Source organism: Mesorhizobium sp. B264B1B (assembly GCF_020165765.1).
In the GTDB taxonomy this organism is placed as follows: Bacteria; Pseudomonadota; Alphaproteobacteria; order Rhizobiales; family Rhizobiaceae; genus Mesorhizobium.
On sequence record NZ_JAIUIS010000012.1, the window covers coordinates 53813 to 78734 of the forward strand.

General features: G+C 60.0%; 27 protein-coding genes. 22 read left to right on the forward strand and 5 right to left on the reverse strand.

The annotated features are described in order from the left end of the window. The first annotated feature begins 88 nt into the window (after nt 1-88). On the forward strand, nt 89-817 hold the full coding sequence (locus LB547_RS22940; protein WP_140522791.1) for a Crp/Fnr family transcriptional regulator: 729 nt from the start codon (nt 89-91) through the stop codon (nt 815-817). A 2-nt stretch (nt 818-819) separates the two neighbouring features. Here LB547_RS22940 and LB547_RS32695 read toward each other — a convergent pair whose 3' ends face one another. Next, nucleotides 820-1230, reverse strand: a complete 411-nt coding sequence (locus tag LB547_RS32695) for a hemerythrin domain-containing protein (protein ID WP_140523385.1) — start codon at nt 1228-1230, stop codon at nt 820-822. Between the two features lie 231 nt (nt 1231-1461). Here LB547_RS32695 and ccoN point away from each other — a divergent pair, with 231 nt between their 5' ends. The 18 genes from ccoN (at nt 1462) to LB547_RS23035 (ending at nt 19397) form a co-directional block, all read left to right on the forward strand. Beyond that, the gene (gene ccoN / locus LB547_RS22950; protein WP_140522793.1) at nt 1462-3072 is read left to right on the forward strand and encodes a cytochrome-c oxidase, cbb3-type subunit I; all 1611 of its coding nucleotides are present in this window, start codon (nt 1462-1464) and stop codon (nt 3070-3072) included. 11 nt (nt 3073-3083) lie between these two features. Beyond that, complete coding sequence (gene ccoO, locus LB547_RS22955) at nt 3084-3815, forward strand: cytochrome-c oxidase, cbb3-type subunit II (RefSeq protein WP_140522795.1); 732 nt, start codon at nt 3084-3086, stop codon at nt 3813-3815. Between the two features lie 11 nt (nt 3816-3826). Beyond that, nucleotides 3827-3976, forward strand: coding sequence for a cbb3-type cytochrome c oxidase subunit 3 (locus tag LB547_RS22960; RefSeq protein ID WP_140522798.1), 150 nt, complete (start codon nt 3827-3829; stop codon nt 3974-3976). A 2-nt stretch (nt 3977-3978) separates the two neighbouring features. Next, a complete protein-coding gene (ccoP, locus tag LB547_RS22965) occupies nt 3979-4842 on the forward strand; it encodes a cytochrome-c oxidase, cbb3-type subunit III (protein ID WP_140522800.1) in 864 nt (287 codons plus the stop codon). A 173-nt stretch (nt 4843-5015) separates the two neighbouring features. Continuing rightward, nucleotides 5016-6575: a cytochrome c oxidase accessory protein CcoG gene (ccoG, locus tag LB547_RS22970; protein ID WP_140522802.1), complete on the forward strand. Its 1560-nt coding sequence runs from the start codon at nt 5016-5018 to the stop codon at nt 6573-6575. Beyond that, nucleotides 6572-7090 (forward strand): FixH family protein, encoded by a 519-nt coding sequence (locus LB547_RS22975; RefSeq protein WP_140522804.1) that lies wholly within the window; start codon nt 6572-6574, stop codon nt 7088-7090. Before ccoG ends, LB547_RS22975 begins: the two co-directional genes overlap by 4 nt. After that, nucleotides 7065-9350: a cation-translocating P-type ATPase gene (locus tag LB547_RS22980; RefSeq protein WP_140522806.1), complete on the forward strand. Its 2286-nt coding sequence runs from the start codon at nt 7065-7067 to the stop codon at nt 9348-9350. Before LB547_RS22975 ends, LB547_RS22980 begins: the two co-directional genes overlap by 26 nt. Further along, nucleotides 9350-9505, forward strand: coding sequence for a cbb3-type cytochrome oxidase assembly protein CcoS (gene ccoS / locus LB547_RS22985; RefSeq protein WP_140522808.1), 156 nt, complete (start codon nt 9350-9352; stop codon nt 9503-9505). The genes LB547_RS22980 and ccoS overlap by 1 nt, the downstream gene beginning before the upstream one ends. 207 nt (nt 9506-9712) lie before the next feature. Beyond that, the gene (gene nirK / locus LB547_RS22990; protein WP_140522810.1) at nt 9713-10819 is read left to right on the forward strand and encodes a copper-containing nitrite reductase; all 1107 of its coding nucleotides are present in this window, start codon (nt 9713-9715) and stop codon (nt 10817-10819) included. A 53-nt stretch (nt 10820-10872) separates the two neighbouring features. Further along, a complete protein-coding gene (locus tag LB547_RS22995) occupies nt 10873-11742 on the forward strand; it encodes an SUMF1/EgtB/PvdO family nonheme iron enzyme (protein WP_140522812.1) in 870 nt (289 codons plus the stop codon). Nucleotides 11743-12627: 885 nt separating this feature from the next. Next, nucleotides 12628-13005: a hypothetical protein gene (locus LB547_RS23000; RefSeq protein WP_140522814.1), complete on the forward strand. Its 378-nt coding sequence runs from the start codon at nt 12628-12630 to the stop codon at nt 13003-13005. 122 nt (nt 13006-13127) lie between these two features. Next, nucleotides 13128-13385, forward strand: coding sequence for a hypothetical protein (locus tag LB547_RS23005; RefSeq protein WP_181165394.1), 258 nt, complete (start codon nt 13128-13130; stop codon nt 13383-13385). A gap of 186 nt (nt 13386-13571) precedes the next feature. Continuing rightward, complete coding sequence (locus tag LB547_RS23010) at nt 13572-13904, forward strand: DUF982 domain-containing protein (RefSeq protein WP_224684583.1); 333 nt, start codon at nt 13572-13574, stop codon at nt 13902-13904. A gap of 308 nt (nt 13905-14212) precedes the next feature. Next, nucleotides 14213-14923, forward strand: coding sequence for a c-type cytochrome (locus LB547_RS23015; protein ID WP_140522820.1), 711 nt, complete (start codon nt 14213-14215; stop codon nt 14921-14923). Between the two features lie 9 nt (nt 14924-14932). Next, complete coding sequence (locus LB547_RS23020; protein WP_140522822.1) at nt 14933-16210, forward strand: c-type cytochrome; 1278 nt, start codon at nt 14933-14935, stop codon at nt 16208-16210. Between the two features lie 202 nt (nt 16211-16412). Continuing rightward, complete coding sequence (locus tag LB547_RS23025) at nt 16413-16970, forward strand: cytochrome C oxidase subunit II (RefSeq protein WP_140522824.1); 558 nt, start codon at nt 16413-16415, stop codon at nt 16968-16970. Then, nucleotides 16960-18582 (forward strand): b(o/a)3-type cytochrome-c oxidase subunit 1, encoded by a 1623-nt coding sequence (locus LB547_RS23030; RefSeq protein ID WP_140522826.1) that lies wholly within the window; start codon nt 16960-16962, stop codon nt 18580-18582. The genes LB547_RS23025 and LB547_RS23030 overlap by 11 nt, the downstream gene beginning before the upstream one ends. Beyond that, a complete protein-coding gene (locus tag LB547_RS23035; protein WP_140522828.1) occupies nt 18582-19397 on the forward strand; it encodes a c-type cytochrome in 816 nt (271 codons plus the stop codon). Before LB547_RS23030 ends, LB547_RS23035 begins: the two co-directional genes overlap by 1 nt. Before the next feature lie 160 nt (nt 19398-19557). On the opposite strand, the gene LB547_RS23040 is transcribed toward LB547_RS23035, so the two are convergent. Further along, the gene (locus tag LB547_RS23040) at nt 19558-20748 is read right to left on the reverse strand and encodes an NnrS family protein (RefSeq protein ID WP_140522830.1); all 1191 of its coding nucleotides are present in this window, start codon (nt 20746-20748) and stop codon (nt 19558-19560) included. 262 nt (nt 20749-21010) lie between these two features. Between LB547_RS23040 and LB547_RS23045 the strand changes: the two genes are divergently transcribed. Then, the gene (locus LB547_RS23045; RefSeq protein ID WP_140522832.1) at nt 21011-21403 is read left to right on the forward strand and encodes a hypothetical protein; all 393 of its coding nucleotides are present in this window, start codon (nt 21011-21013) and stop codon (nt 21401-21403) included. A 143-nt stretch (nt 21404-21546) separates the two neighbouring features. After that, nucleotides 21547-21858 carry a hypothetical protein gene (locus tag LB547_RS23050; RefSeq protein ID WP_140522834.1) on the forward strand — a complete coding sequence of 104 codons (312 nt, stop codon included), beginning with the start codon at nt 21547-21549 and terminating at the stop codon, nt 21856-21858. Nucleotides 21859-21915: 57 nt separating this feature from the next. On the opposite strand, the gene LB547_RS23055 is transcribed toward LB547_RS23050, so the two are convergent. Genes LB547_RS23055 through LB547_RS23065 form a run of 3 tightly spaced genes read right to left on the reverse strand, consistent with a single transcriptional unit; the run spans nt 21916 to nt 24342 of the window. Further along, nucleotides 21916-22170 (reverse strand): DUF2249 domain-containing protein, encoded by a 255-nt coding sequence (locus tag LB547_RS23055; protein WP_140522836.1) that lies wholly within the window; start codon nt 22168-22170, stop codon nt 21916-21918. A 37-nt stretch (nt 22171-22207) separates the two neighbouring features. Beyond that, the gene (locus LB547_RS23060) at nt 22208-22792 is read right to left on the reverse strand and encodes a UbiX family flavin prenyltransferase (RefSeq protein WP_140522838.1); all 585 of its coding nucleotides are present in this window, start codon (nt 22790-22792) and stop codon (nt 22208-22210) included. Next, nucleotides 22789-24342, reverse strand: a complete 1554-nt coding sequence (locus tag LB547_RS23065; protein ID WP_318013164.1) for a UbiD family decarboxylase — start codon at nt 24340-24342, stop codon at nt 22789-22791. Before LB547_RS23065 ends, LB547_RS23060 begins: the two co-directional genes overlap by 4 nt. 111 nt (nt 24343-24453) lie before the next feature. Here LB547_RS23065 and LB547_RS23070 point away from each other — a divergent pair, with 111 nt between their 5' ends. Beyond that, nucleotides 24454-24894, forward strand: coding sequence for a hypothetical protein (locus tag LB547_RS23070; RefSeq protein ID WP_140522840.1), 441 nt, complete (start codon nt 24454-24456; stop codon nt 24892-24894). Nucleotides 24895-24922 lie beyond the last annotated feature (28 nt).

A 24922-nucleotide genomic window follows, 5' to 3' on the forward strand; every position in this document is an offset into this window, starting at 1 on the left:
TGATATCTCGCCGCGGACAAACTGCCGCAACGGATTTCTCGGGCCGATACTATATCCTGCCAGTACTTTGGGTTCGCGGACGACCACGATGACAGTGCGTCAGGATGTACATAGCGCCGGCATTCCCGTGCTTTGCCAGTCATGCGAAGCGCGGCATCATGGCGTTTGCGGCGCGCTCGATCCGGACCAACTGGTGGGCCTCGCCAAGACCTCATCGAAGCATACCGTTGAAGCGGGCGTGGAATTGATCGGTGATGCCGAGGCCATCGACAGTTACGCGAATGTGCTTTCCGGCGTGGTCAAGCTGACGAAGAGCCTTTCGGACGGACGCCAGCAGATTGTCGGGCTTCAATTTGCTCCCGATTTTCTGGGCCGGCCCTTCAAGGTGGAAAGCGCGATCAACGCCGAAGCCGCAACCGCGGTCTCCCTGTGCTCGTTTCCAAGGGCCGTCATCGAACGGATGATGAAGCAATCGCCGGGACTGGAGCATCGTCTCTTCAAGCAGACGCTGAACGAACTCGATGATGCCCGCGACTGGATGGTGATGCTGGGCCGCAAGAGTGCTTCGGAAAAGGTGGCGAGCTTCCTTCTCATGATCGCCAAGAACATCGACCCCACGCTTGATCCGACCGCCCAGTCGACACGTTTCGACCTGCCTTTGACCCGCGCCGACATCGCCGATTTCCTCGGCCTGACGATCGAGACTGTCAGCCGTCAGCTGAGCCGGCTGCGATCAGATGGCGTGATCCGCATCGAGAACAATCGGCATGTTAGTGTCGATAGCTTGAATCGGCTGCAGAGCCGCTCCGGCGCCTAGGCTCAATCGACAAACCCGATCATCGGCAGGACATGCTCGCGCTCGAAGGCGATATGCCGGCGCAGGCTTTCGAAGAAACCGCGCAGCATGAACCCAACCGCCTCGGCGTTGTCGATCGTCTTGCCGTGGCCGATCGCCAGCAACATTTCGGTCACCTCACCGGCAAAGCACTCGTCCTCGATATGCTCGGCGCTCAATCGCCTTGCTGAACCAAGGTCGGCATCACTGCTGGCCAACGCGGCCTCGTAGGCGGGAAAGATGACCGTCTCTTCGTATCGATGACTGTCGCGCAACAGCGGAACGATTGCGTTGGCTACGCTCAGGCACGCCAACGTGTCGACCTTGGGCAACGTGTCCGCGATCCTTTCCAAGACGTCGCAGAGCTGCAGTTTTTCTAGGTGTGCACGTTTCATCACCGCAGCAAACGCTGTCGGTATCGAATTTTTGCCGGCTGCATGCGGCGGAAATGGTCCCCCTGCTGTCTGCGAGTTCAACGGCAATCTCCTGATCGTTCGCAGGACCAAGCCTGCCCACTCCAAATGCAAATGACTTTGACATGGATCAAGGCGGCGACGTGCCGGCTGCGGAATTGGTGTTGCCGCGGATTGGCGCCCGCGCAGGGAATCCGAGGTCGGGGATATGTCATGAAGTTCGGCACACAAATCTTCGCGTTGAGCCTTTTTACATTCGCGGCTTTGGTGGCCGCCGGCTTCGGCGTGGACCAGCCATTCCGGCAGCACATGTGGGTGCTGTTCTTCGTGCTGCTCGGTTTTGTCGCCATCCTCATTCGCAACTCAAGCTTCGAAGTGACCGCACCGATCGACCCTTCCGCCTACATGGACGGTCCGATCCGCTACGGGGCCATCGCCACAATGTTCTGGGGCGTGGTTGGCATGCTGGTCGGCGTGGTTATCGCGCTGCAGCTGGCCTACCCCGATCTCAACATTCAGCCTTGGTTCAATTTCGGCCGCTTGCGGCCGCTGCACACTTCCGGGGTCGTCTTCGCCTTCGGCGGTAATGCGCTGCTGTGCACCTCATTGTACGTCGTGCAACGCACTTGCCGCGCCCGCCTGTTTGGCGGCGATCTCGCATGGTTCGTCTTTTGGGGCTACCAGCTTTTCATCGTAATGGCCGCGACAGGCTACTTGCTCGGCATCACCGAGAGCCGCGAATACGCCGAACCCGAATGGTACGTGGACATCTGGCTGACTATCGTCTGGGTCGCTTACCTCATCCTGTTCCTTGGCACGATCCTGAAGCGTAAGGAACCGCACATCTACGTCGCCAACTGGTTCTACCTGTCCTTCATCGTGACCATCGCGATGCTGCATGTGGTCAACAACCTTTCGATGCCGGCCTCTTTGCTCGGTTCCAAGAGTTACTCCGCCTTTTCGGGGGTCCAGGATGCGCTGACGCAATGGTGGTACGGCCACAACGCGGTCGGCTTCTTTCTCACCGCCGGCTTCCTCGGCATGATGTATTATTTCGTGCCCAAGCAGGCGAACCGGCCAGTCTATTCCTACCGGCTTTCGATCATCCATTTCTGGGCGATCATCTTTCTCTACATCTGGGCCGGGCCGCATCACCTGCACTACACCGCCCTGCCCGACTGGGCGCAGACGCTCGGCATGGTGTTCTCGATCATGCTGTGGATGCCGTCCTGGGGCGGCATGATCAATGGTCTGATGACGCTGTCCGGCGCCTGGGACAAGCTGCGCACCGACCCGATCATCCGTATGATGGTGATGGCCATCGCCTTCTACGGCATGTCGACCTTCGAAGGCCCGATGATGTCGATCAAGGCGGTCAACTCGCTATCGCATTATACCGACTGGACCATTGGTCACGTGCACTCCGGTGCGCTCGGCTGGGTCGGCATGATCTCGTTCGGCGCGATCTACTACATGGTGCCGAAGCTCTGGAACCGTAACCGGCTCTATTCACTGCGGCTGGTTACCTGGCACTTCTGGCTGGCGACCCTGGGGATCGTCGTCTACGCCGCGGTCATGTGGGTGTCCGGCATCATGCAGGGCCTGATGTGGCGCGAATACGACGAGCAGGGCTTCCTGGTCTACTCCTTCGCCGAAACGGTCGCAGCCATGCACCCCTACTACGTCATGCGCGCCATCGGTGGCGCCATGTACCTCTCGGGCGCCCTGGTCATGGCCTGGAACATCGCCATGACCATCCTCGGCCACCAGCGCGAGGAGCAACCGATGCCTGGCTCCGTTCCCGCCCTTCAGCCTGCCGAATAAGGAGCCAGAACATGGGCTTGATGGATAGACATGCACTAATCGAGAAGAACGCCACGCTTCTTCTTGTGGGCTCCCTTCTTGTTGTGACAATCGGCGGCATCGTTGAAATCGCACCGCTCTTCTATCTCGACAACACGATCGAGAAGGTGGAAGGCATGCGCCCCTACTCGCCGCTCGAACTTGTCGGGCGCAACATCTATGTGCGCGAAGGCTGCTACCTCTGCCACAGCCAGATGATCAGGCCGTTCCGCGACGAAGTCGAGCGCTACGGCCACTACAGCCTGGCTGCGGAGTCGATGTACGACCACCCCTTCCAGTGGGGATCCAAACGCACCGGGCCGGATCTCGCCCGCGTCGGTGACCGCTATTCGAATGCCTGGCACGTCGCGCACCTTGCCGACCCCCGCTCGGTCGTCCCGGAATCGGTCATGCCGAGCTATGCCTTCCTGAAGGACGCGCAGATCGAGGTGAAGAACTTCTCGACGCACCTGGTTGCGAACGCGCGCGTTGGTGTCCCTTACTCGGACGACATGATCGCCAACGCCAATGCCGATTTGAAGGCGCAGGCCGACCCGAATGCCGACACGTCCGGCCTCGAGAAGCGCTATCCCAAAGCCAAGGTCGGTGACCTCGACGGCAATCCGCAGGAGGTGACCGAAATGGATGCCCTGGTTGCCTATCTCCAGATGCTCGGGACCTTGGTCGACTTCAAGAACTACGACGAAGCCGCCGGCTACCGTTGAGGAGTTTATCCATGGATTACAATTTGATGCGGGAGTTTGCTGACAGCTGGGGTCTGGTCGCCATGGCACTCTTCTTTGTCGGAGCAATTGTCTTTGCCCTGCGCCCTGGCAGCCGCAAGCTGGCCGACGAAGCTGCCCGGATTCCCCTTGAGGACGAGTGATCATGAGCGACGAGCACATCGATGAAATCTCTGGCGTCTCAACCACCGGTCACGAATGGGACGGCATCAGGGAGCTGAACAACCCGCTTCCGCGCTGGTGGGTCACAACGTTCTACGTCACCATCGTGTGGGCGATCGGCTACACCATCGCCTATCCGGCATGGCCGCTGCTGCACTCGGCGACAACGGGTGTTCTCGGCTATTCGAGCCGCAATGACGTCAAGAACGAGCTGGCGGCGGCGGAAGCAGCGAAGGGCAAGTACGTCGCGGCGGTGGAGTCGAAAAGCATCTCCGAAATCGCCGCGGACGATGTCTTGCGGGAATTCGCGGTCGCGGCCGGCGGCGCCGCATTCAAGGTTAACTGCACGCAGTGCCACGGCTCCGGCGCCCAGGGTTCCAAGGGCTTTCCCAACCTCAACGACGACGACTGGCTGTGGGGCGGCAAGGCCGAGCAGATCCAGCAGACGATCACGCACGGCATCCGCTTCGCTTCAGATCCGGACACGCGCCTGTCGGAAATGCCGGCCTTCGGCGACATCATCACCGCCGACCAGATCTCCCAGGTCAGCGCCTACGTCGCCAGCCTGTCCGGCAAGGTCCGCGATGCAACTCTTATTCAACTCGGCGCCAAGGTCTTCGCCGAAAACTGCGTCGCTTGTCACGGCGACAATGCGAAAGGCAACAGGGAGCTCGGCGCGCCCGACCTGACCGACGCGATCTGGCTCTACGGGTCGGGCGAAACGGCAATCGCCGACCAGGTTCGCGCACCGAAGCAGGGCGTGATGCCAGCGTGGGGCGCGCGTCTCGGCGAGACCAAGGTCAAGGAGTTGGCGGTCTACATCCATTCGCTCGGCGGCGGGGAATAGGTCGGGGGCCCTCTTTCCTGCCCTTCGCCGCCTGAGCGACGCGGCCCGGCCAGTCCGGGCCTCAATTTTTTCGGCATTCCTCGATTGACCTGCATCAACGCGGGTCTGTCCATGCCGCGGCAAGGTTGTCCAGCGCACTCAAAGTCACGGTCTGCGCGCAAGTGGAGATACTCGTGCTGGACAAGACGCAGATAGAACGGCTGGAAGCCGAGGCGGTCAATTCCGCCAAGACCCGTCAGCCCCTTTACGCTGCGCGCAAGAAAATTTTCCCAAAGCGCGCCTCAGGCAACTTTCGCCGCTTCAAATGGCTGGTGATGGCGATCACGCTTGGCATCTACTACCTGACGCCGTGGCTGCGTTGGGACCGCGGTCCATTTGCCCCGGACCAGGCCGTGCTGCTCGATCTCGCCAATCGGCGCTTTTACTTTTTCTTTGTCGAGATATGGCCCCAGGAATTCTACTATGTGGCCGGCCTTCTTGTCATGGCCGGCGTTGGACTTTTCCTGATTACCTCGACTGTCGGCCGTGCCTGGTGCGGCTATGCATGTCCGCAGACCGTATGGGTCGATCTGTTCCTTGTCATCGAACGTGCGATCGAGGGGGACCGCAACGCCCGCATGAAACTTGACGATGGTCCCTGGACCGCCCGCAAGCTGATGCTGCGCGTATCGAAGCACGCCGTCTGGCTGGTCATCGGTGCGGCGACCGGCGGCGCCTGGATTTTCTATTTCGCTGATGCACCGACACTTGTGGGCGAGCTTTTCACCGGTACCGCCGCGCCTGTCGCCTACATCACCATCGCCGTGTTGACGGCGACCACCTACACGTTCGGCGGCCTGATGCGCGAACAGGTCTGCACCTATATGTGCCCATGGCCGCGCATCCAGGCAGCCATGCTCGACGAGAATTCGCTCACCGTCACCTACAATGACTGGCGCGGCGAACCGCGCTCGCGTCACGCCAAGAAGGTGCAAGCCGCAGGGCAGTCCGTCGGCGACTGCGTCGACTGCAATGCCTGCGTTGCGGTATGCCCAATGGGGATCGACATTCGCGACGGCCAGCAGCTCGAATGCATTACCTGCGCGCTGTGTATCGACGCCTGTGACGGCGTCATGGACAAGCTCGGCAAGGAGCGCGGGCTGATCTCCTACGCGACGCTCTCCGACTACAACGCCAACATGATGCTGGCGACCGCAGGCGGCTCCAGTTCAATCAATCCGTCGCTGGTCAGGACTGCCGTCGGCACCTTCTCCGATCAGGTGGCGCATTTTCACATTCGCAAGATCTTCCGGCCGCGCACCTACGTCTACATGGGCCTGTGGTCGCTGATCGGGCTGGGCCTGCTCTATTCGCTGCTGACGCGCAATCGGCTTGAGCTGAACGTGCTGCATGACCGCAATCCGCAATTCGTCACGCTATCCGATGGTTCCATCCGCAACGGCTATACCGTCAAGCTGCTCAACATGATCCCTGAGCCAAGGACCATCGCCGTCACCATGCAGGGCCTGGAGGGTGCCGACATGGTCGTCGTCGGCGACGACATCCCGGCCGGCCGGTCTTTCGCCGTCCCGGTCGAACCCGACCGCCTGAAAACGTTGAAGGTCTTCGTTCGCCAGCCGGCGGACCAGATCCACGCCCCGGCCCAGACCTTCAAGCTCCGTGTCGAGGACAAGGCGAGCTTCGAGTCGAACGAGTACACCGCCACATTCAACGCGCCAGAGGCCGCCAAATGACCGCCAATGCCCAAAAGCCTCGCGAATTCACCGGCAGGCACATGCTGGCCATCATTCTCACCTTTTTCGGGGTGGTCATCGCGGTCAACCTGACCATGGCCACGCTCGCCAATACGAGTTGGACCGGCCTCGTCGTCGAAAACACCTATGTGGCCAGCCAGCAATTCAACAAGGAGGCCGAGGCCGGCCGCGCCCAAGCAGCGCTCGGTTGGACCGGCAAGCTGACCATCGCATGGGGCGAAGTCCGCTACGGCCTCTCCGACGCAGCCGGCAAGCCGGTTCCTCTGCACGGCGTCAAGGTGCTGTTTCGTCATCCCGCCTACGAGAAAGAGGACGAGTCCGTCACGCTCGCGCTTGCCTCCGGCCAGGAATTCGCAGCGCAGCATATGCCGAAGGACGGTGTCTGGATCGTCGAAGTCGACGCCGATGCCGGCCAGGCACGACCCTATCGCGACGTCCGCAGGATCATGATTTCTCATGGAGGCTGCAGTGAGCTGCTGTGCACCGGGCGCTGAAATGGCGCTAGATCTGAACGGCGCCACATCGGTCCTGCCATCCAGCCAGGAGATCAGGTTGGCGAGCCGATCGCTTGGCGACGATCTTCGGCAGACCGACCTTTCAGTGCCGACGGTTCATTGCGCCGCCTGCATCCAGACGATCGAAGCGGCACTTGGAAGGCTCGATCACGTCGAAAGCGCGCGCGTCAACCTGTCGACGAAACGGGTCGCGGTCCGGTGGCGTGGAGACGAGGTGCCACCCTTCGTCGCCGCGCTTGGCAGGCTGGGCTACGAGGCGCATCTGTTCGCACCCGAGATCGACGACAAGGACAAGACGCTTGCCGAACTGATCCGCGCAGTCGCTGTTGCCGGCTTTGCGGCGGGCAACATCATGCTGCTTTCGGTTTCGGTCTGGTCCGGCGCCGAAGGTGCTACCCGCGACCTGTTTCACTGGGTCTCGGCGTTGATCGCCATTCCTGCCCTCGCCTTTGCCGGCGGCATCTTCTTCCGTTCGGCCTGGAATGCTCTGCGCCATGGTCGCATGAACATGGACGTGCCCATCGCGGTCGGTGTTTCGCTCGCCTACGCCATGAGCCTCTATGAGACGGTCAATCATGGCGACCACGCCTATTTCGACGCGTCGGTATCGCTGCTGTTCTTCCTTTTGATCGGACGCACGCTGGATCATGTGATGCGGGAGCGTGCCCGGACTGCCGTGAAAGGCCTGTCTCAGCTGGCCGCGCGTGGCGCCATGGTGCTGCGCGGCGACGGCGCGCGCGACTATTTGCCGGTCGGCGAGATCGAACCAGGCATGCGATTGTTGATCGCAGCCGGCGAGAGGATCCCCGTCGACGGCAAGATCATCCAGGGAACGTCGGATTTCGACTGCTCGCTGGCCTCGGGCGAAAGCACGCCGAAAAACGTGGCGCCGGGCGAAGCAGTACAGGCCGGCGTGCTCAATCTTACCGGCCCGCTGATGATTCAGGCGACAGCCGCCGCAAAGGATTCGTTCCTGGCGGAAATGGTCCGGCTGATGGAGGCCGCCGAGGGCGGTCGCGCGCGCTATCGCCGCGTCGCCGATCGCGTCTCGGCGCTCTACGCCCCGGTGGTTCATCTCACCGCCTTCTTGACATTCCTGGGCTGGATGGCGGGGACCGGCGACTGGCACCGGGCCGTGACGATCGCCATCGCGGTTCTCATCATCACATGTCCATGCGCGCTCGGCCTCGCCGTGCCGATCGTTCAGGTGGTCGCAGCACGACGCCTGTTCGAGAACGGCATCATGGTCAAGGATGGTTCGGCCATGGAACGCCTGGCGACAATCGACACGACGGTGTTCGACAAGACCGGCACGTTGACCCTTGGCCGGCCCCGGCTGGTCAACGCTTCGTCGATCGATCCAGGCATGCTGGCGATCGCAGCCGACTTGGCCGCACATTCCCGTCATCCATTTTCAAAGGCCATAGCCGGCTTTGCCATTTCGAGCCGGCAGCACAAATTCGATGCGGTGACCGAGCAACCAGGTTTCGGGATCGAAGCCACCGACGCCGGAACCATCTGGCGTTTGGGTCGACGCGGATGGGCCGGCTGGAAGGCTCGCACTGGCGGCGAAGGCAAATACGGCTACGGCGGAACGGTGCTGACGAAAAATGGCATGATTGCCGCATCCTTCGTTTTCGAGGATGCGCTGCGCGCCCACGCCAGAGCGGCCGTCCAACGGTTGGACGATGCCGGGGTATCGGTGGAAATGCTGTCGGGCGATACCGCTAAAGCCTGCGCCGAGGTTGCGGACGTGCTGGGTGTCGATAACTTCGTTCCCTGCCTGCTGCCGTCCGGCAAGGTCGAACGCATCGAGAGTCTGGCGAGAGATGGGCACAAGGTTCTGATGGTTGGCGACGGGCTCAACGATACGCCGGCGCTGAGCGCGGCCCATGTCTCGATCGCACCGGCCAGCGCCGCCGATATCGGCCGGAATGCAGCGGATTTCGTTTTCCTGCGCGAAAGTCTTCTGGCCGTGCCTCTCGCGCTGGACATCTCGCGGAAGGCAGGAAGCCTGATCCGGCAAAACATCGCCATCGCGATCGTCTATAATGCGGTCGCGGTACCGATCGCCATCCTTGGCCACGTTACGCCCTTGATAGCGGCGATCGCCATGTCCGCCTCATCGCTGCTTGTCATCGGCAATGCGCTGCGACTGCGATCGTCGAAACCAATCTCACCGGCCAGCGATATTCGCCACGATAGGCTGTCCAACTCCAACGAACGGGTCGGACCGTAATGACCACACTGACCTACCTCATACCTGTCGCGCTGTTTCTTGGAGCGCTTGGCCTGGGGGGCTTCCTGTGGGCTTTGAAAACTGGCCAGTACGAAGATCTCGACGGAGCCGCCGAACGGATTCTGATCGATACGGAAGATAAAAGCGGCCGCTGATATTCAAGAAGTGGCCCGTGACGGCGCATCCTTGCAGAAAACGGCGACGCCAAAATTCTCCACTTCAAATAGTGACACATAAGATCGCTGCGTTCCGAGCTGTTGTTTCCGCGATTAACATCACCAATTTGCGCCAACGCAAAGAAACGCTAGGTCAGGTCAGGTAGTTTCTCCTCATCCACAATGGTCGAGAGACAGGAGATTGACATGATTACGCGACGCGAAGCCCTCTTCGGAGCAGCGTTTGGCGCTGCCGCCGTTGCGGCGCTGCCCGCATTGTCGGCAACGGTTACAAAGGCAGAGGTGCGGGGGCTGCCCCGCGAAAAGATCATGCTCGTTGCGCCGCCTTTTGTGCATTCGCATGACCAGATTGCCAAGGGCGGACCGAAGATCGTCGAGTTCACCATGACAATCGAAGAAAAGCCGATCGTCATTGATGCCGACGGCACAAAGCTCAACGCGATGACCTACAACGGCTCGATCCCCGGCCCGCTGATGGTCGTGCACCAGGACGACTACCTCGAGCTGACGCTCATCAATCCTGAAACCAATTCGCTTGCCCACAACATCGACTTCCACGCCGCAACCGGCGCTCTGGGTGGCGGCGAGCTCACGCTGATCAACCCCGGCGAACAGGTGACCCTGCGCTTCAAGGCGACGCGGACGGGAACGTTTATCTATCACTGCGCCCCTGGCGGCGCGATGATCCCCTGGCATGTCGTGTCTGGGATGAACGGCGCGGTCATGGTGCTGCCGCGCGACGGCTTGAGGAACGACAAGGGCGAACCGGTCAAGTACGACAAGATCTTCTACGTGGGCGAGAGTGACTTCTATATCCCGCGCGACGAGAAGGGCAACTTCAAGAGCTACGAATCCGCCGGCGACGCCTACGATGACACCGTCAAGGTGATGCGCGGGCTCATTCCCACGCATGTGGTGTTCAACGGCAAGGTCGGATCGCTCACCGGCGACAACGCCATGAAGTCGAAGGTCGGCGAAACCGTGCTGATCGTCCACTCACAGGCCAACCGCGATACGCGGCCGCATCTGATCGGCGGCCATGGCGATTACGTCTGGGAACAGGGTAAATTCGCCAACCCGCCGGCCAAGGATCTGGAAACCTGGTTCATTCGTGGTGGTTCCGCGGGCTCGGCGCTCTACACCTTCCTGCAGCCGGGCGTCTACGCCTACGTCAATCACAATCTGATCGAGGCCGTGGAGCTCGGAGCGACCGCTCACTTCAAGGTCGAGGGCGATTGGAACGACGACCTCATGACGCAGGTGGAAGCGCCCAAACCCGTCGCCATGAACTGAACGGCCCTCGCATTTGCCCGGACAGTGATCCTGTCCGGGCTTGGACAAGAACTATGTCGGCTTTCATCCTGAAGCTCGTGCCAATGGCCGTGGTGGCCGCAGCGGTAGCGGTAGGACTCTCGATACAGGCCGCCGATGGCCAGCGACAGCCCCACGCCATTGCCACAACGGTTAGCCTGTTCCCCGGTTCGATCACCTATCCGATGCCCGGCGAGTTCCTGAAGAACGGACGACCGCAAACCAATCCCAAGGTCGAGCAGCAACTCAACGGTCCGCTTGAGATCATGACTTATCAGGTCAGCGCAGCCGACTATACGGATTGCGTGTCGGCTGGGGCCTGTCGGCCGGCGGAGGAGACCCGCTCAATCCCGCATGACGCACCCGCAACGACAGTGAGCTATCTCGACGCCGTTGCCTACGCCCGGTGGTATTCAGAAGCAACAGGTGACCAATGGCGGCTGCCCACCGACGAGGAATGGGCATTTGCGGCAGCTGAGCGGTTTGCAGGCGAATTCGAAGGTGTCGAAAACGATGCCAACAACCCTGCCAGGCGTTGGCTCACCAGCTACCAGGCAGAGCTTGACCTCAATCGCAAACCGGACCCGTTGCCCAGGAGCCGGGGTTCCTTTGGTGTGAATTCGCGTGGCTTGGCCGACTTTTCCGGCAACGTGTGGGAGTGGACTTCGACCTGTTATGTCCGCACGACGCTGGCCGAAGACGGAAGCGGGGTTGTGAGCGCGGTCGACAATTGTGGCGTCCATGTCCTTGAAGGCCTTCACAGAGCCTATATGTCGAATTTCGTAAGTGACGGAAAAAGCGGAGGCTGCGCCGTCGGCTTGCCCCCCGACAATCTGGGATTCAGACTGGTGCGAGGGCATCGTGGATGGGCCAACCGTTTCCTTAGCTATCTCGGCATTACCTGACAGTCAGGAGCAAGTGCTGCGTTCTGGTTTCGTCGGTCGATTGCTGCTCCGGGCTCACGGTGTCTTTGGCCTCATCTATGCTGTTCGATAGATCAGGATAAAGCCGGCAAAAGCCGCCATCCGGCCAGCACCCGCCGCTCCAGTTGGGGACGAAGGCGATCAGAATTCCCAGTGATCCCGCAAGAAGGACGGCTACGAAGATGAACAAAGGCGCCATTTCCAGCTTTGAACTCTCGCCCAGTGTGCCCGAGCGCTGGTCATCAGAGCAGGTGTCAAAGCGCCCACCGCACCCGTTCCGAGCGCGCATAGCCCGGCAGCGGTCGGCACCATGGCAGGAAAGAAGATCGGCGCCGAAATGAAGGCAACTTCAACCGGCACGAGGCCCATGCAAGATGGAGGACCAGCGCAGCCCACGGTCGCCACGCCTGGCGGATAGCGGCCACGGCCATAAACAGTCCTGAGGCGCTGTCGTCATGAGCGGTCGACCACGTGCCCAGCGCGACGGCCGAGATGACTATTGCCACGATGTCGAGTTGGGCAAATTGTGTCGGCAGCCGGTCGTGTCTTGGCGGACGAGCCAGTTGCGCGTGAAACTCGGAACGATCCTTCCGCCGATGAACGAGGGTGGTTCACCTTGCGTCAATAGGTGAAAAGCTCGTCCTCTTCGACCTCCATGAGTAAGGAACCACATAAGCGTCCCGAAATTTGCCGAGGATTTGGTGGCCGTCTTGAACGCGGTTGATCGCAAGCGAACGCTTGGCAACGCTTGATTGATCCTTCGCGCTCAAACATTCCCGGCCGCTTTGGTTCGGGTGTTGATTTGCTTTGTGGGGTCCGTTCAACAGGGAGTAAATAAATCCTTTCGAGGGGGAGGAAGCCCCATGCTTGCAGCGCATACAGACATCGCGCGCGGCCATCGAAGCCACCTTCCTGCTGCGGCATCGCTCCTTTGCTGAAAGAGCCGCATTTCGGCGCGATATTAATCATACCCGAAGCGTAACCACGGCATCACACGACCTTCTGAGACGGCTTCACCAGTCCCAGAACGATGACACCGTCCGACCTTGGGAAGATGCAGACCCGGCTCCCCTTACCATCTCAGCGTTCGATGCCGATATTCTCCGCGCTGTGTTCCGAGATTTGGTCTCGGGAACGAACGCGCCCGAGTGTCAATGGCGCGATCTGGCTAAGAGCCTGGTACTCGAATACGTCGGGTGCGTGCCGGTCGAAGTTGGCTTGGTGGATTGGATCATCAGCAAGTAGTTGTCCCTGCCGGCGTCAGTTTAGCCTGAATGACGAAGCTCAGGGCTCTCGGGCGCTTTCTGGCCTTGGGAACCATCCAGGGCACCCGGAGTTCGGTGCTGAACTACTCGTGCAGACCGACCATGGCAGAACTCGACAAAGCCCGGCAGCAGGCCATAGCCCACCTTGTTCGCCGGTGGATCAAGACAGAGGCGTTCCGCCGCCACCTTCGCCAGTTGCTGGGGCTGCGGATAGACCACGATCTCCCCCAGGAGCATCGGTCCCTGCTCGAAGAACTGAGACGGAAATACAGCGAATGGTCTCATGGCCCCAAGGTACGAACGGAAAAGAGACCCCAAGGGGTGGACGGTGGTCGACCAAAAGACCGGGAAACCCGCTGAACCCGAGGGTCACCCAGCGGTCGGCCTTGAGGTCACCTTACGCGACGGACCTCGTGATGCTCCTGAACGCCTCTGAACTCAAACGCAGGCTCTCCTATCGGAGCGTCAGCTGATGGCCACCTTGATGGCCACCCACTGGTTCACCCCACCGGTCCCGTCAGCGGCAACCCGTCAGGCATGACGTACATGGTCAGCAGCGTAGAGGCTGCCGCCGAGCATCTCCTTCAGTGGAGTAAGCGTGGCCCTAAGTGGAAACAAGCGGTGCGCGCTTGCTGGGCCGCTCTGGCTGGCCAAGCGACACCTCAGGAAGGCTCGAGAGTGCTTCAAGCTGGCTGCTATCGAGGAGGGGAAATTCCGAGGTGCCCCATTAGGGGGCTGACTGAGCAAGGAAGGCCCGCTGCCGGAGGGACGGACAACGGGCCTCAAGCGGCTGCATCCTCGGGGAATCGAACACTCTGCAAAAGCAACCTGTACGGCGCAGAATGGTTCCGCATGGAGTTGCCGGTTCAAGCGGGTTAGTATGAGCTAGGATCCTTCGGTCTGGCTGACAATACGCGTCGATGCCCCAGAAATCGCCTGGAGAAACCCCAAGCTGCCCCGCCCGTTTCCGACCCCGCGTTTCTGCCAAACACTGCGGTTCAGGCTACCTTTCCGGCTCAAGCTCCATCTGCTTCGTCTCGTCCTCTCCAACGCGCTCCTCGACCCGTTTGCGGCAATTTCCGTGGCCCATCAGCTCATGTCTGTGAAAACAAGCGAGTTGCCGCTGCGGGGGTTCCATATCCTTGCTGTCTTGGTTATGGTCTCAGCCAGGCCGATGGAGCTTAGGTATGAGCAACCCAATTCCGCTCGCTGTTGTTGCGTCTCTGTTGCTCACCTCCGTCTCCGCACTTTCGCAAGACAATCCGCCAAACAACGCTCCAGACACAATGGAAGCTCGCGTGCAGGCCTGCACCATTTGTCATGGCGACAAAGGCAAGGGCACCAGCGACGTCTATTTCCCGCGACTGGCGGGCAAGCCATCCGGATATCTCTATAATCAGTTGCTCGCGTTCAGAGCGGGACGGCGCCATTATCCGCCGATGAACTACTTGCTCGAATTCCTGCCGCAGTCCTATCTCAAGAAGATGGCGGACTATTTTGCCGACCAACGGCCGGCCTTGCCTGTTGCCGCGCCCCCCGACGTCTCGCAAGACGCTTTGATGCATGGCAAGGAACTGGTGACACATGGTGACTCAGCGCGCTCCATACCTGCGTGCGCGAGCTGTCACGGCCCTTCGCTTACGGGCATGGAGCCTGCAATTCCCGGCCTTCTTGGTCTGCGCCCAGCCTATGTAAGCGCTCAGCTCGGCGCCTGGCGCTACGGGACCCGGACGGCGACTGCTCCTGATTGCATGCAAGTCGTGGCAGGGCACCTTACGGAAGATGATGTGAGATCCGTGGCGGCGTGGCTGTCTTCCCTGCCGGCCCCGCCGAATGCCGCGCCAGCCCCGAAAGGCACCTTCACATTGCCCTTCGATTGTGGAAGCCAGCCGAACTGAGAGGACGCTATGCTGAAGCCCAAAGTTCTCGTCGGCCTCCTGGCGTTTTCAGGCGCGGTTTCGTTTGCCGCCCTCAAGCTGGACGACGCCGCCTGGGCGCAAGAACGGACATTGACAAACCCGGCGGCCACTATTCTCAAAGGCGAGTATCTGGCACGTGCCGGAGATTGCATCGCCTGCCATACGGCGCCCGAAGGCAAGTTGTTTTCAGGCGGCCGCGCCATGCTCACCCCCTTCGGCACACTCTACACTTCCAACATCACACCGGATCCTGAGACCGGTATCGGCCAATGGACGGCCGACGAGTTTTACAGGATGATGCATACCGGGCGTTCACGGGATGGGGGATTGATCTATCCGGCAATGCCGTTCGCCTCCTACACCAAGGTGACCCGGGAAGACAGCGACGCGATTTACGCCTATCTCAAGTCTGTCGAAGCGGTGAAACAGCGAAACCGGCCCCATGACCTCAGTTTTCCATACAACAACCGATCACTAATCCTTGGCTGGCGTACCTTGTTCTTTACCGAAGGCGAATATCAGCCCGATCCAAGCAAGTCGCAGGAGTGGAATCGCGGCGCCTACCTCGTCGAGGGGCTCGGGCACTGCGGCATGTGCCATACGCCGATCAACGCCCTTGGAGGCAACTCTCAGTCCGACGCCTTCAAGGGCGGTCTTATCCCGATGCAGAACTGGTATGCCCCATCCCTCACCTCGAACAAGGAAGCGGGGCTCGGCGACTGGAGCATCAAGGACATTTCCGATCTGCTGCGCACCGGGGTCTCGAACAGGGGCGCGGTCTACGGGCCGATGGCCGAAGTCGTTTACAACAGCCTCCAGTATCTCAGCGACGAAGACACGCGCGCAATGGCCGTCTACTTGAAGAGCATCGCTCAGGACAGCGCCCCCGATGTCGCTAAACCTTCCGTGCCGCCGAGCGAAGGAAGCCTGCTGATAAGCCTTGGCAAAACGGTGTACGATCAACGATGCGCAAGCTGCCACGGCGCGCGAGGCGAAGGGGCTCCGCCACATTACCCGCCATTGGCCGGCAACCAGTCCATCCAGATGCAGTCGGCGGTGAACGCGATCCGGATGGTACTGAATGGCGGTTATCCTCCCGGCACCGCCGGCAATCCGATGCCGTATGGCATGCCTCCGTTTGCCGGCACTTTGTCAGACAACGAGGTGGCGGCGGTAGTCACTTATGTCCGCACCTCGTGGGGCAATCGGGGAGCAGCGATCAGCCCGTCGGAAGCAAACCAGCTGCGCTCTGCGACATTGAATTGAGGGCCGGATGATCAACTCTGATGAGCCGACAGGCGCAGCCGGATCCGAAAAGGAGGCACTGGAGCGGATATTACGATCGGGCCCAGGCGGAGCTTTTCTCCTCGCCGGTATTACGACCGCCATTGTGCTTGGCATGTGGTTGACGTTCTACCTACTCGTATTCATCCCCCACGCCAATCCTTAGGGCTTCGAGGCTATCCAGATGACCGAGGATCCTGTTGACCATGCCGGGGCTGCGATTCGCGCCGAGAAAAACTGGGCAATAATCGCGGTCTTGATCATCGCCTTCCTCGCCGGCATGGCGGCCTTCGCCGGCATCCATCAGGCGACGATGCCGCAGGCGCGGGTGGAGACCGCTGATCCAACCACGCTTCACATTTCGGGTGAGTTCGTCGAATCCAACCTTGGTAGCGCCATCGAGCCTGACGGTTCAGTAACTGTCCGGGCAATCGGGCAACAATACTCCTTCGCGCCACAGTGCATTCTCGTCCCGACTGACACGACGATAACCATCCGCGCCACCAGTGCAGATGTCATCCACGGCCTTCTTATTCAGGGGACGAACGTCAACACCATGCTCGTCCCCGGCTACATTTCCGTGCAGAACGCCCGCTTCCGCAAGCCGGGCGAGTACCTGATGCCATGCCAGGAATATTGCAGCTTCGGGCACGAAGGAATGTGGGGGAAAGTCAAGGTCATTGACAAAGCCGAGTTCATGACCATGGCAACCAAGCAAGAGAGGGTGAGCTGTGTTAAATAGCCGGCGACTGATACTTGCTCATTTTTGGCTTGCGTTTGCGGTTTTTGGGCTCGCGCTTATCATGGGCGCCTGGCAGATGTTCATTCGAAGCCCGCTTCATACCTGGATCACCAATCCGGAATGGTATTATCGCTCGCTGACGGCCCACGGAACCATTATGGGTTACGTGTTCCCGACGCTCGTGGCCATGGGCTTCGGCTACGCCATTTCCGAAAGCGCGCTCAAGCAACCACTCATCGGACGGCGATGGGCCTGGGCGGGCTTCTGGCTGATCGTGATCGGCGCAGTGACGGCGATGGTTCCCGTGTCGCTTGGCCGCGCATCCGTACTCTACACGTTCTATCCGCCGCTGATTGGGAGCCCATTCTACTATATCGGCGTCGTGCTGGTGGTGCTCGGGTCATGGATATGGGTCGCACTCATGTCCATCAACCTGAGGATCTGGAAGCGAAACAACCCGGACGCGCCGGTGCCTCTCGCCATGTTCGCCAATGTAGCGGGCGCATATCTTTGGGCCTGGACGGCCGTTGGAGCGGCGCTAGAGCTTTTGTTCCAGATTTTGCCGGTAGCGCTCGGCTTGAAATCGACCATAGACGCTGGGTTGGCCCGCGTCTTCTTCTCATGGACGCTTCATGCCATCGTCTATTTCTGGCTGATGCCTACCTATATCGCCTATTACACGATCGTGCCGCGGGCCATTGGCGGGAAGCTCTACAGCGACTCCATGGGCAGGATTGCCTTCATCCTCTTTCTGGTCGTTGCGATGCCCATCGGCATCCATCACGCTTTCGCCGATCCGCAGGTCGGCGCCGGCTTCAAGTTCATCCATTCGGCGTTCACGGCGCTTGTGGCCCTGCCGACCCTGCTGACTGTTTTCACGATCTGCGCATCTGTCGAAATCGCAGGTCGCCTGCGTGGGGGCAGAGGACCACTGGGATGGATCGCTACATTGCCGTGGAACAATCCGATCATGCTGGCAACGGCATTCTCCTTCGTGCTTCTGGGTTTCGGCGGCGCCGGAGGCCTCATTAACATGAGCTATCAGCTCGACACCACGATCCACAACACGCAGTGGATAACCGGCCATTTCCATCTGATCTTCGGCGGCGCGATCGTGATCATGTATTTCGCCATCGCCTACGATCTATGGCCACATCTGACGGGGCGCGCGTTCATCGACTTCCGCCTCATGCGCCTGCAGCTCTGGCTATGGTTTCTGGGCATGATCATTACAACTTTCCCGTGGCATTATGTTGGTATATTAGGCATGCCTCGCCGCATGGCTTACTTCGATTATACCGACCCCGGACTTGCCTCCGAAGCGATGTCAGTGAGCATGTCGGCCTTTGGGGGGCTGATCCTGCTGATCTCCGGCGCGATCTTCATTCTCATCCTCATACGAGGCCAGCGCGCCCCGGCGATGGATGCGGGCGAATATCGCTTCAGCACGGCCGTCCATGCTCCCGTTTCTGTGCCCGCTGCCCTTAACAGCTATGGCCTTTGGCTGGCACTGATGATCGGGCTCACTGTGACCAATTATGGGTTCCCAATCTTGCAACTCGCGTTCAGGCAGGGCACCTCTGTTCCGGCTGTCTACATTGGAGCCCGATAATGTCGACGGAACGCCTCTTCTCAGCGACAAACCCTTGGGTCAGGTTGAGTATTGGTATCACGGCCGCGCTGGTGGTCTTGACAGCCCTTGGCGGCTTCATCCTGCTTCCCTATGCACAGTCTGATCTGAAGCTGGCTGGCTTGTGGGACGCAATATGCAGTGCTGCCGGCATTCCCAAACTGACATCGGGTGCCAGGACCGTTCAGCCCACGTTCAAGACCTCGGACGTCATCATGACGTCAGCCATGCTCGCCAATCCTTCGAACGAGTCGATCAACCGCGGTGCGACGCTCGCTCAGCAATGCGCGATATGCCATGGCCCGACGGGCGTCAGCCGCGCCGATTCGCCCAACCTCGCAGGGCAATACCCAGCCGCCATATACAAACAGCTAAAAGACTTCAAATCGGGCGCGCGCGTGAACGCCGTAATGAGTCCATTCGCGCCTCATCTTGCCGACCAGGACATGATCGACCTCGCGGCCTATTATAATTACCTGCCGCGATTGCCTGCCTATCATCCCTCGCAAAAGGTTCCTGCGCCTCGCATCGTCATCAATGGAGCCCCAATGCGCGGAATTGCGCCTTGCGGCTCGTGTCACGGCAGTTTGGACAACAAGGCCGGCAGTCCGTGGCTCGAAGGCCAGTCGGCCGTCTACATCAAAGCTCAACTGCGCGCTTTCGCAGACGGAGGTCGTCGCAACGATATTAGCCAGCAGATGCGAAATATTGCACGCGCAATGACGGACGATGAAATGGAGCAAGTAGCACAATACTACGCATCTCAACCCCCGGATAAGTATAAGCCGCAACCTTGAAGGCGTTCAGCAGCGTGGGTAGCATCTTCCACTGGACCGAACCGGCGGCCCTATGCTGTCGCAAAAATAACTTCACGAATTGGGTGTGAAGGCAATCGGCAGCGACGGCATGGCACCCTCGGATCAGCTCAATCAGGCGCGCTGCGGCATTGATCGTCGCTTAGGATGTGGAGCGGCAGTCTGGCTTCGTCTTGCGCAGGATGAGCATTCTACGGAATGCTGTGACAAACAGACCGAAGGCGACAACCCACATTGCTCCCGAGAGGTTGGTCAAGCCTGTCCCGTAGTCCGGCAACAGTTCGACGAGGAGGCGCGACAGGCAGCAAGTCGTCATCGCTATGAACGCACCGGTCGTCGGAGCCGAAGACGCGAAGGCGCGGTGGCTATGCTTACGGATCATGCTCGCCATGATAGCGAGGGCCATCGTGCCAATGGCGCCGATCGTCCATGCGTGGACCGCAGCCGCCTGTCCCAGCCACTCCGGTGCTAGAATGTGGATCGCCAGAAGTCCGAAACCCACGATGATCCATCCATATCCTATGTGAAGGGCAAGAGCCGTCGCCGAGGCCGCGCTTCGCCAACCATTCCATTGGGCGGCTCGCATGGTCTGACCGCAGGCGGCGAGCGCGCAGGCAACGCCGGTGAGTTGTGCCTGCGGCGCAACAACCCACAAACCAAGGGCGCATGCCGCAATAGCCGCTGCCGCGTATTCCAAAACGGCAGAACGGTTGACGGAGATTCGACCGCCCGCGCTCTCGACATAGGCCACCGTCAACGCCGGGACGACGCGTCCTCCGATGATCATGACAAGTCCGACGATCGAAGCCAAGGCTAGCCGCAGCGCAAATTCTACTTGGTAGGACGCCGCCGCAAGTATGTTGCCACCACAAAAGGCGAGCAGCAGAAACAATATCTTCAGGTTGCGGCGGTCGCGGCTCGCGATCACCCGTCCCGCCGCAATCAAGAGGAGCGTCAGCACCAAAAACGCATAGAGGGCAAGCCCGGCCGAATGCGACAGAAACAGGAAAGTCCCCCGGCTGCACAGCCATAGGGCGACGAGCAGACGCGTGGTAAGTGGCGAGACTGCGCGTCGTCCTGTCCATCGAGGCAATGCCGTCAACAGAAAGCCAGTCAAAATGGCTGGAACCATCCCGAAAAGAAGCACGTCGCGATGCCAATCGCCGGGAGATATCCCGGTCGGGCCGATGGCCTGTATTCCGAACGTTGACGGCAGCCAGACCGCCGGGCCTACAATCGCGTCCAACCCCGCGATTAGAAAGAATGGCCGAAACGGCGCCGACATCCGCCTCTGCTTCGCGTCGAAAATAAGCACACTCCCGTCGGCGGCCATGCGACAATTCCTCTACAGGGATGACTGACACGACGTCCTCGTGCCGCTTCTCAACTCGCAAGATCGGCGGTCGGAAAAAACTCAATGCGAAGGCAATACCGTCGATGATCGGTCTACGTGTTTGCTCCAGCGCAAACAGGCAGCAAAAATAGTCGCTTATAATCAAAACAATTTTCGAGACCGCGTCTGCCGATTGGCAGGGCGCGCGTCGTCTGTTCGCGTTGCGACCGGCTGCGAAACGTCTGCCCTAGGAGCGAAGAAGATGAAACAAAACGTTCCATTGAGTAGTATTGACGACTGTTCCCGGCGCTTTGCTGGCATGGCCGTTGTCGGCAGGCTGGCAAATTTGATCAAGGACGCCCGGCTCGATTGTGAGTGCCGTTCCAGACTCGACGAGACGCTGGCGCGATTTACGGCTCTGGAAGTGCGGCGCGCGGCACGCGAGCATCTTGCCAACGCCCGCTGTCAACGCGAGCGCATCGAAGCCATTCTCTTCTTCCTGCAGGATCTCGATGAAATGGGCGCAGCCGAACGGGATCGCAGCGTCTACATGGATCTCGCTCTCCTGTTTGACGACATCGCGAGCACCGCAAAGGAGGGTGCATTTTCGATGCGGCAACTCAGTTTATCTGCGGTGCAGACGGGCCATAGGTGATCAGCGGCAAGAACTGGTGAAGGCTTCAGGCGACCCTGCTAACCTGGTTCCGCCGATCGCGGTCCAAAACAGAGCCCGCGGCCACCTCCGACAGGGTGAAACTCAACACATTTCACAACGGAGAAATCGCACTGAAGAAATGCATGATGCCAACAATCGCCATGGTCCTCTTCATCGCCCCGGCGCTTGCGGCGGGAATGCATTCCGGCACTCATGACGGCCATGAACTGATGGTTATCGGTCAGCCGGGCATGGCGGCCAAAATAGATCGTACCATCGCGATCAGCATGGTCGAGAACGAAGATGGATCGATGGCGTTCGATCCGGTTTCAGTCACCGTAAAAAGAGGCGAGACGGTGCGTCTGGCCTTCACCAATGAAGGCGAATACGACCACCTGATACGGGGTCATTATGAGCTTGGAATGAAGGGGGCCCTCACGGTCACTGCCACCTGAGTCTTGAGTGACCAGATCGGTCGATCGGCGTGTGCGACCTCTTCGTAGAGCTCGACATCACTGCGCAGGTTGAGGTCTTCCTATCTCGATCAGCCATTCTGGTGGCCCCGGTCTAAGGCAAAGCCAGATGTGTTCGCCAGCAAAGAACGCTTCGAACTGACGCCTGAGTCTATCAGGATCAAAATCGAGAACGACCACGAATGTCTGACCGGGTTTGAGTCCGTCGAACATTGACAATACAGCGGACTGCTTCCTTTCAGGTGGAAGTTTCCGTACGTCATATGTCGCGCCTTTCGACGTCTGCAAATTCATTGCTATCCTTGCACGTTGAGCCAATCCATCAGGATGATCACGCGGCGGCGACTTTCTTTTCGCCCCAACGCGTGAGCTTGTCGCCCGGGTCAACGCCCGCCCAGCCAATCAGTCGGGCAGCCATCTCGACTACCATTTCCTCGATCGAGGCAAGCTTGACATAGAACGGCGGTACCGGCGGTGCGATGACTGCGCCCATCCGTGCTAGTCTCAACATCGCGTCGAGGTGCCCTTCATGGAGCGGCGCCTCGCGTGGAACAATGACCAGCCGGCGCCTTTCCTTCAGGACGACATCGGCGGCCCTGGTGAGAAGATTGTCGCCTAAACCGTGTGCCATAGCTGCCAAGGTCCGCATCGAACAGGGAACGACGATCATGCCATCCGTTCTGAAAGAGCCGCTGGCGATTGGTGCGGCGAAGTCCTGATAGGAATACGCGCGGTTGGCGACGGAGGTCAGTTGGGCAAGGCCGTCGGTGCCGAGCTCATGTGGGATCGCCAATCGCGCGCCCTTGGAGACGACGAGATGCGTCTCCACCCCGGCCCTGACCAACTGACGTATGGTCTCCAGCGCGAGCACGGAGCCGGATGCACCTGTCACACCGATTATCAGCCGTTTGGTCATTGTTGCCCCTGAGCGGTCGTCTGCGAAACAAACTCGTTCCATCGTTGAGACACCTGCTCCTCGATATGAGTTGACATCGTCAGCTCCTTTCCCCATTCGCGAGAGGTCTCGGACCCAATCTTGCGCGTCGCATCGAACCCGATCTTTCCCCCAAGCCCTTCGAGGGGTGAGGCGAAATCGAGCTGGTCGATAGGGGTTCGGTCCACCTGCATCAGATCGCGCGAGGGATCCATCCGGGTGGCGACCGCCCACATCACGTCCGGCCATGATCGAATGTCGATATCGTCATCCACCACGATGACAATCTTGGTCATCGAAAACTGCGGCAGCAGGGACCAGAACCCCATCATCACGCGCCTGGCCTGTCCGGCATACTTCTTGGCGATCGAGATGACCGCAATCCTGTAGGAGCAGGCTTCCGGCGGAAGCCACACATCAACGATTTCCGGTATCTGCTGGCGCAGGAGTGGCTTGTACACATCGAGCAGTGCCTCGCCGAGAACCGAGGGCTCGTCGGGCGCGCGCCCGGTGAACGTGGTCAGGTAATTTGCCCCGTCGCGAACGCGAACGCGCTTGAGGTTGAATACGGGGTATCGCTCCGGCGTGTTGTAATATCCCGTGTGATCGCCGAAAGGGCCCTCCAGCGCGGTTTCTGTTGAAGAGACGGCACCTTCAAGCACGATTTCCGCACTGGTTGGCACGTGAAGCATGATGCTCTTGCAGGGCGCCAATCCGACTCGGCGATTATTGATCATCCCGGACAGTGCCAGCTCCGACACGCCTTCAGGCGCCGGCATCACCGAGGCGATCAACGTCGCGGGATCTGCCCCGATGACGACCGCCACCGGCATCTCAAGCCCCCTCGCCTGCCATATGCGATGGTGGGCTGCTCCACCTCGCATGGGCAGCCATCTTACGATGGCACGATCACGGGCTAGCACCTGCATCCGGTATATGCCCAGATTGTATGTGCTCGGGTCGTCCTCGCCAGGCGGGCGAGTAATGACCACTGGCCATGTTATGAGTGGGCCTGCGTCTCCCGGCCAACAAGTCTGGATGGGAAGAAGCGAAAAATCCGGATCGGCGTCGCGCCACTCTCTGGGCGGGGAGACGATCTTCGGCCGCGCCACGAGTGCACCCCGCGCCGCAGGCAACATCTGTCGGGCCTGACGAAGGTTCTGTGGAGCCTGAGGCGATCTCATCCACGCAAGGAGCGCGCCGAGGGTTTCCAGACCGTGAAGGTCGGTGCCAAGGCCCCAGGCTACACGTTCCCGGGTGCCGAAAAGATTTGCGACGACGGGAAAGGCTGACTTGACGCCGCGATCGTCGACAGGCGCCGTAACGCGGAGCGCTGGGCCTTTCGAGGCAATCACCCGCCTGTGTATCTCGGTCAGTTCGAGCCGTGTCGAGACAGGGATGCCAACCTCACGAAGCTGCCCGTTCCGATCGAGGAACGAAAGGAATGAGCCAAGATCTGAAAACAAGGGAAGGCAGCGGTGATGCATAGCGAAATCCGGCCCGACCGGTTCGTCGGCGATCGATTTTGCCATCAGGGCTGACGAAGAACTTTGCGCTAGCGCAAAGAGCGAACGATCCGTCCCCGCTATTTTTCCCTTCTCACATCATTTCCGAGGAAGGCGATCGAGCCAAAAGGATTTCACATGGCAGGCAATCTCATTAGCGAAACTGTCGAAGCTTTGCGGTCCGTAATTTCCCTTCTCGCGGATCGCCGGCAGAGCATGGCAGCGACAAGGGACTTTTGGGCAATGGGTTTGGATGAGTGTACAGGCATCCTGAATGGCATCGGTTTGTCACGAAGCGAATTCGATGAAGCCATGCGGCTACCCTACGCTTCGCAAGACCTGCTTTCTTCCGCGATGCGTTCGATTGACATCGATCCTGACAGCTTTCAATCGCTGGAAGCCGCGCACCGTTTCATGTCACGCATCTGCATCGCCTGCCAGCATCGCCGCCAGTGTCATGGCCACCTGGCCGCCTTCGATTTCGAAAGCCACTATCAGGATTTCTGTCCCAACAGTGTCAATTTCGCGGACTTGCTGGCAGACGGACGCAGGAAGTCGATGGCCGGAAGGGCCTGCTGAACGAGCTCATGTGGATAGGATGTACTGA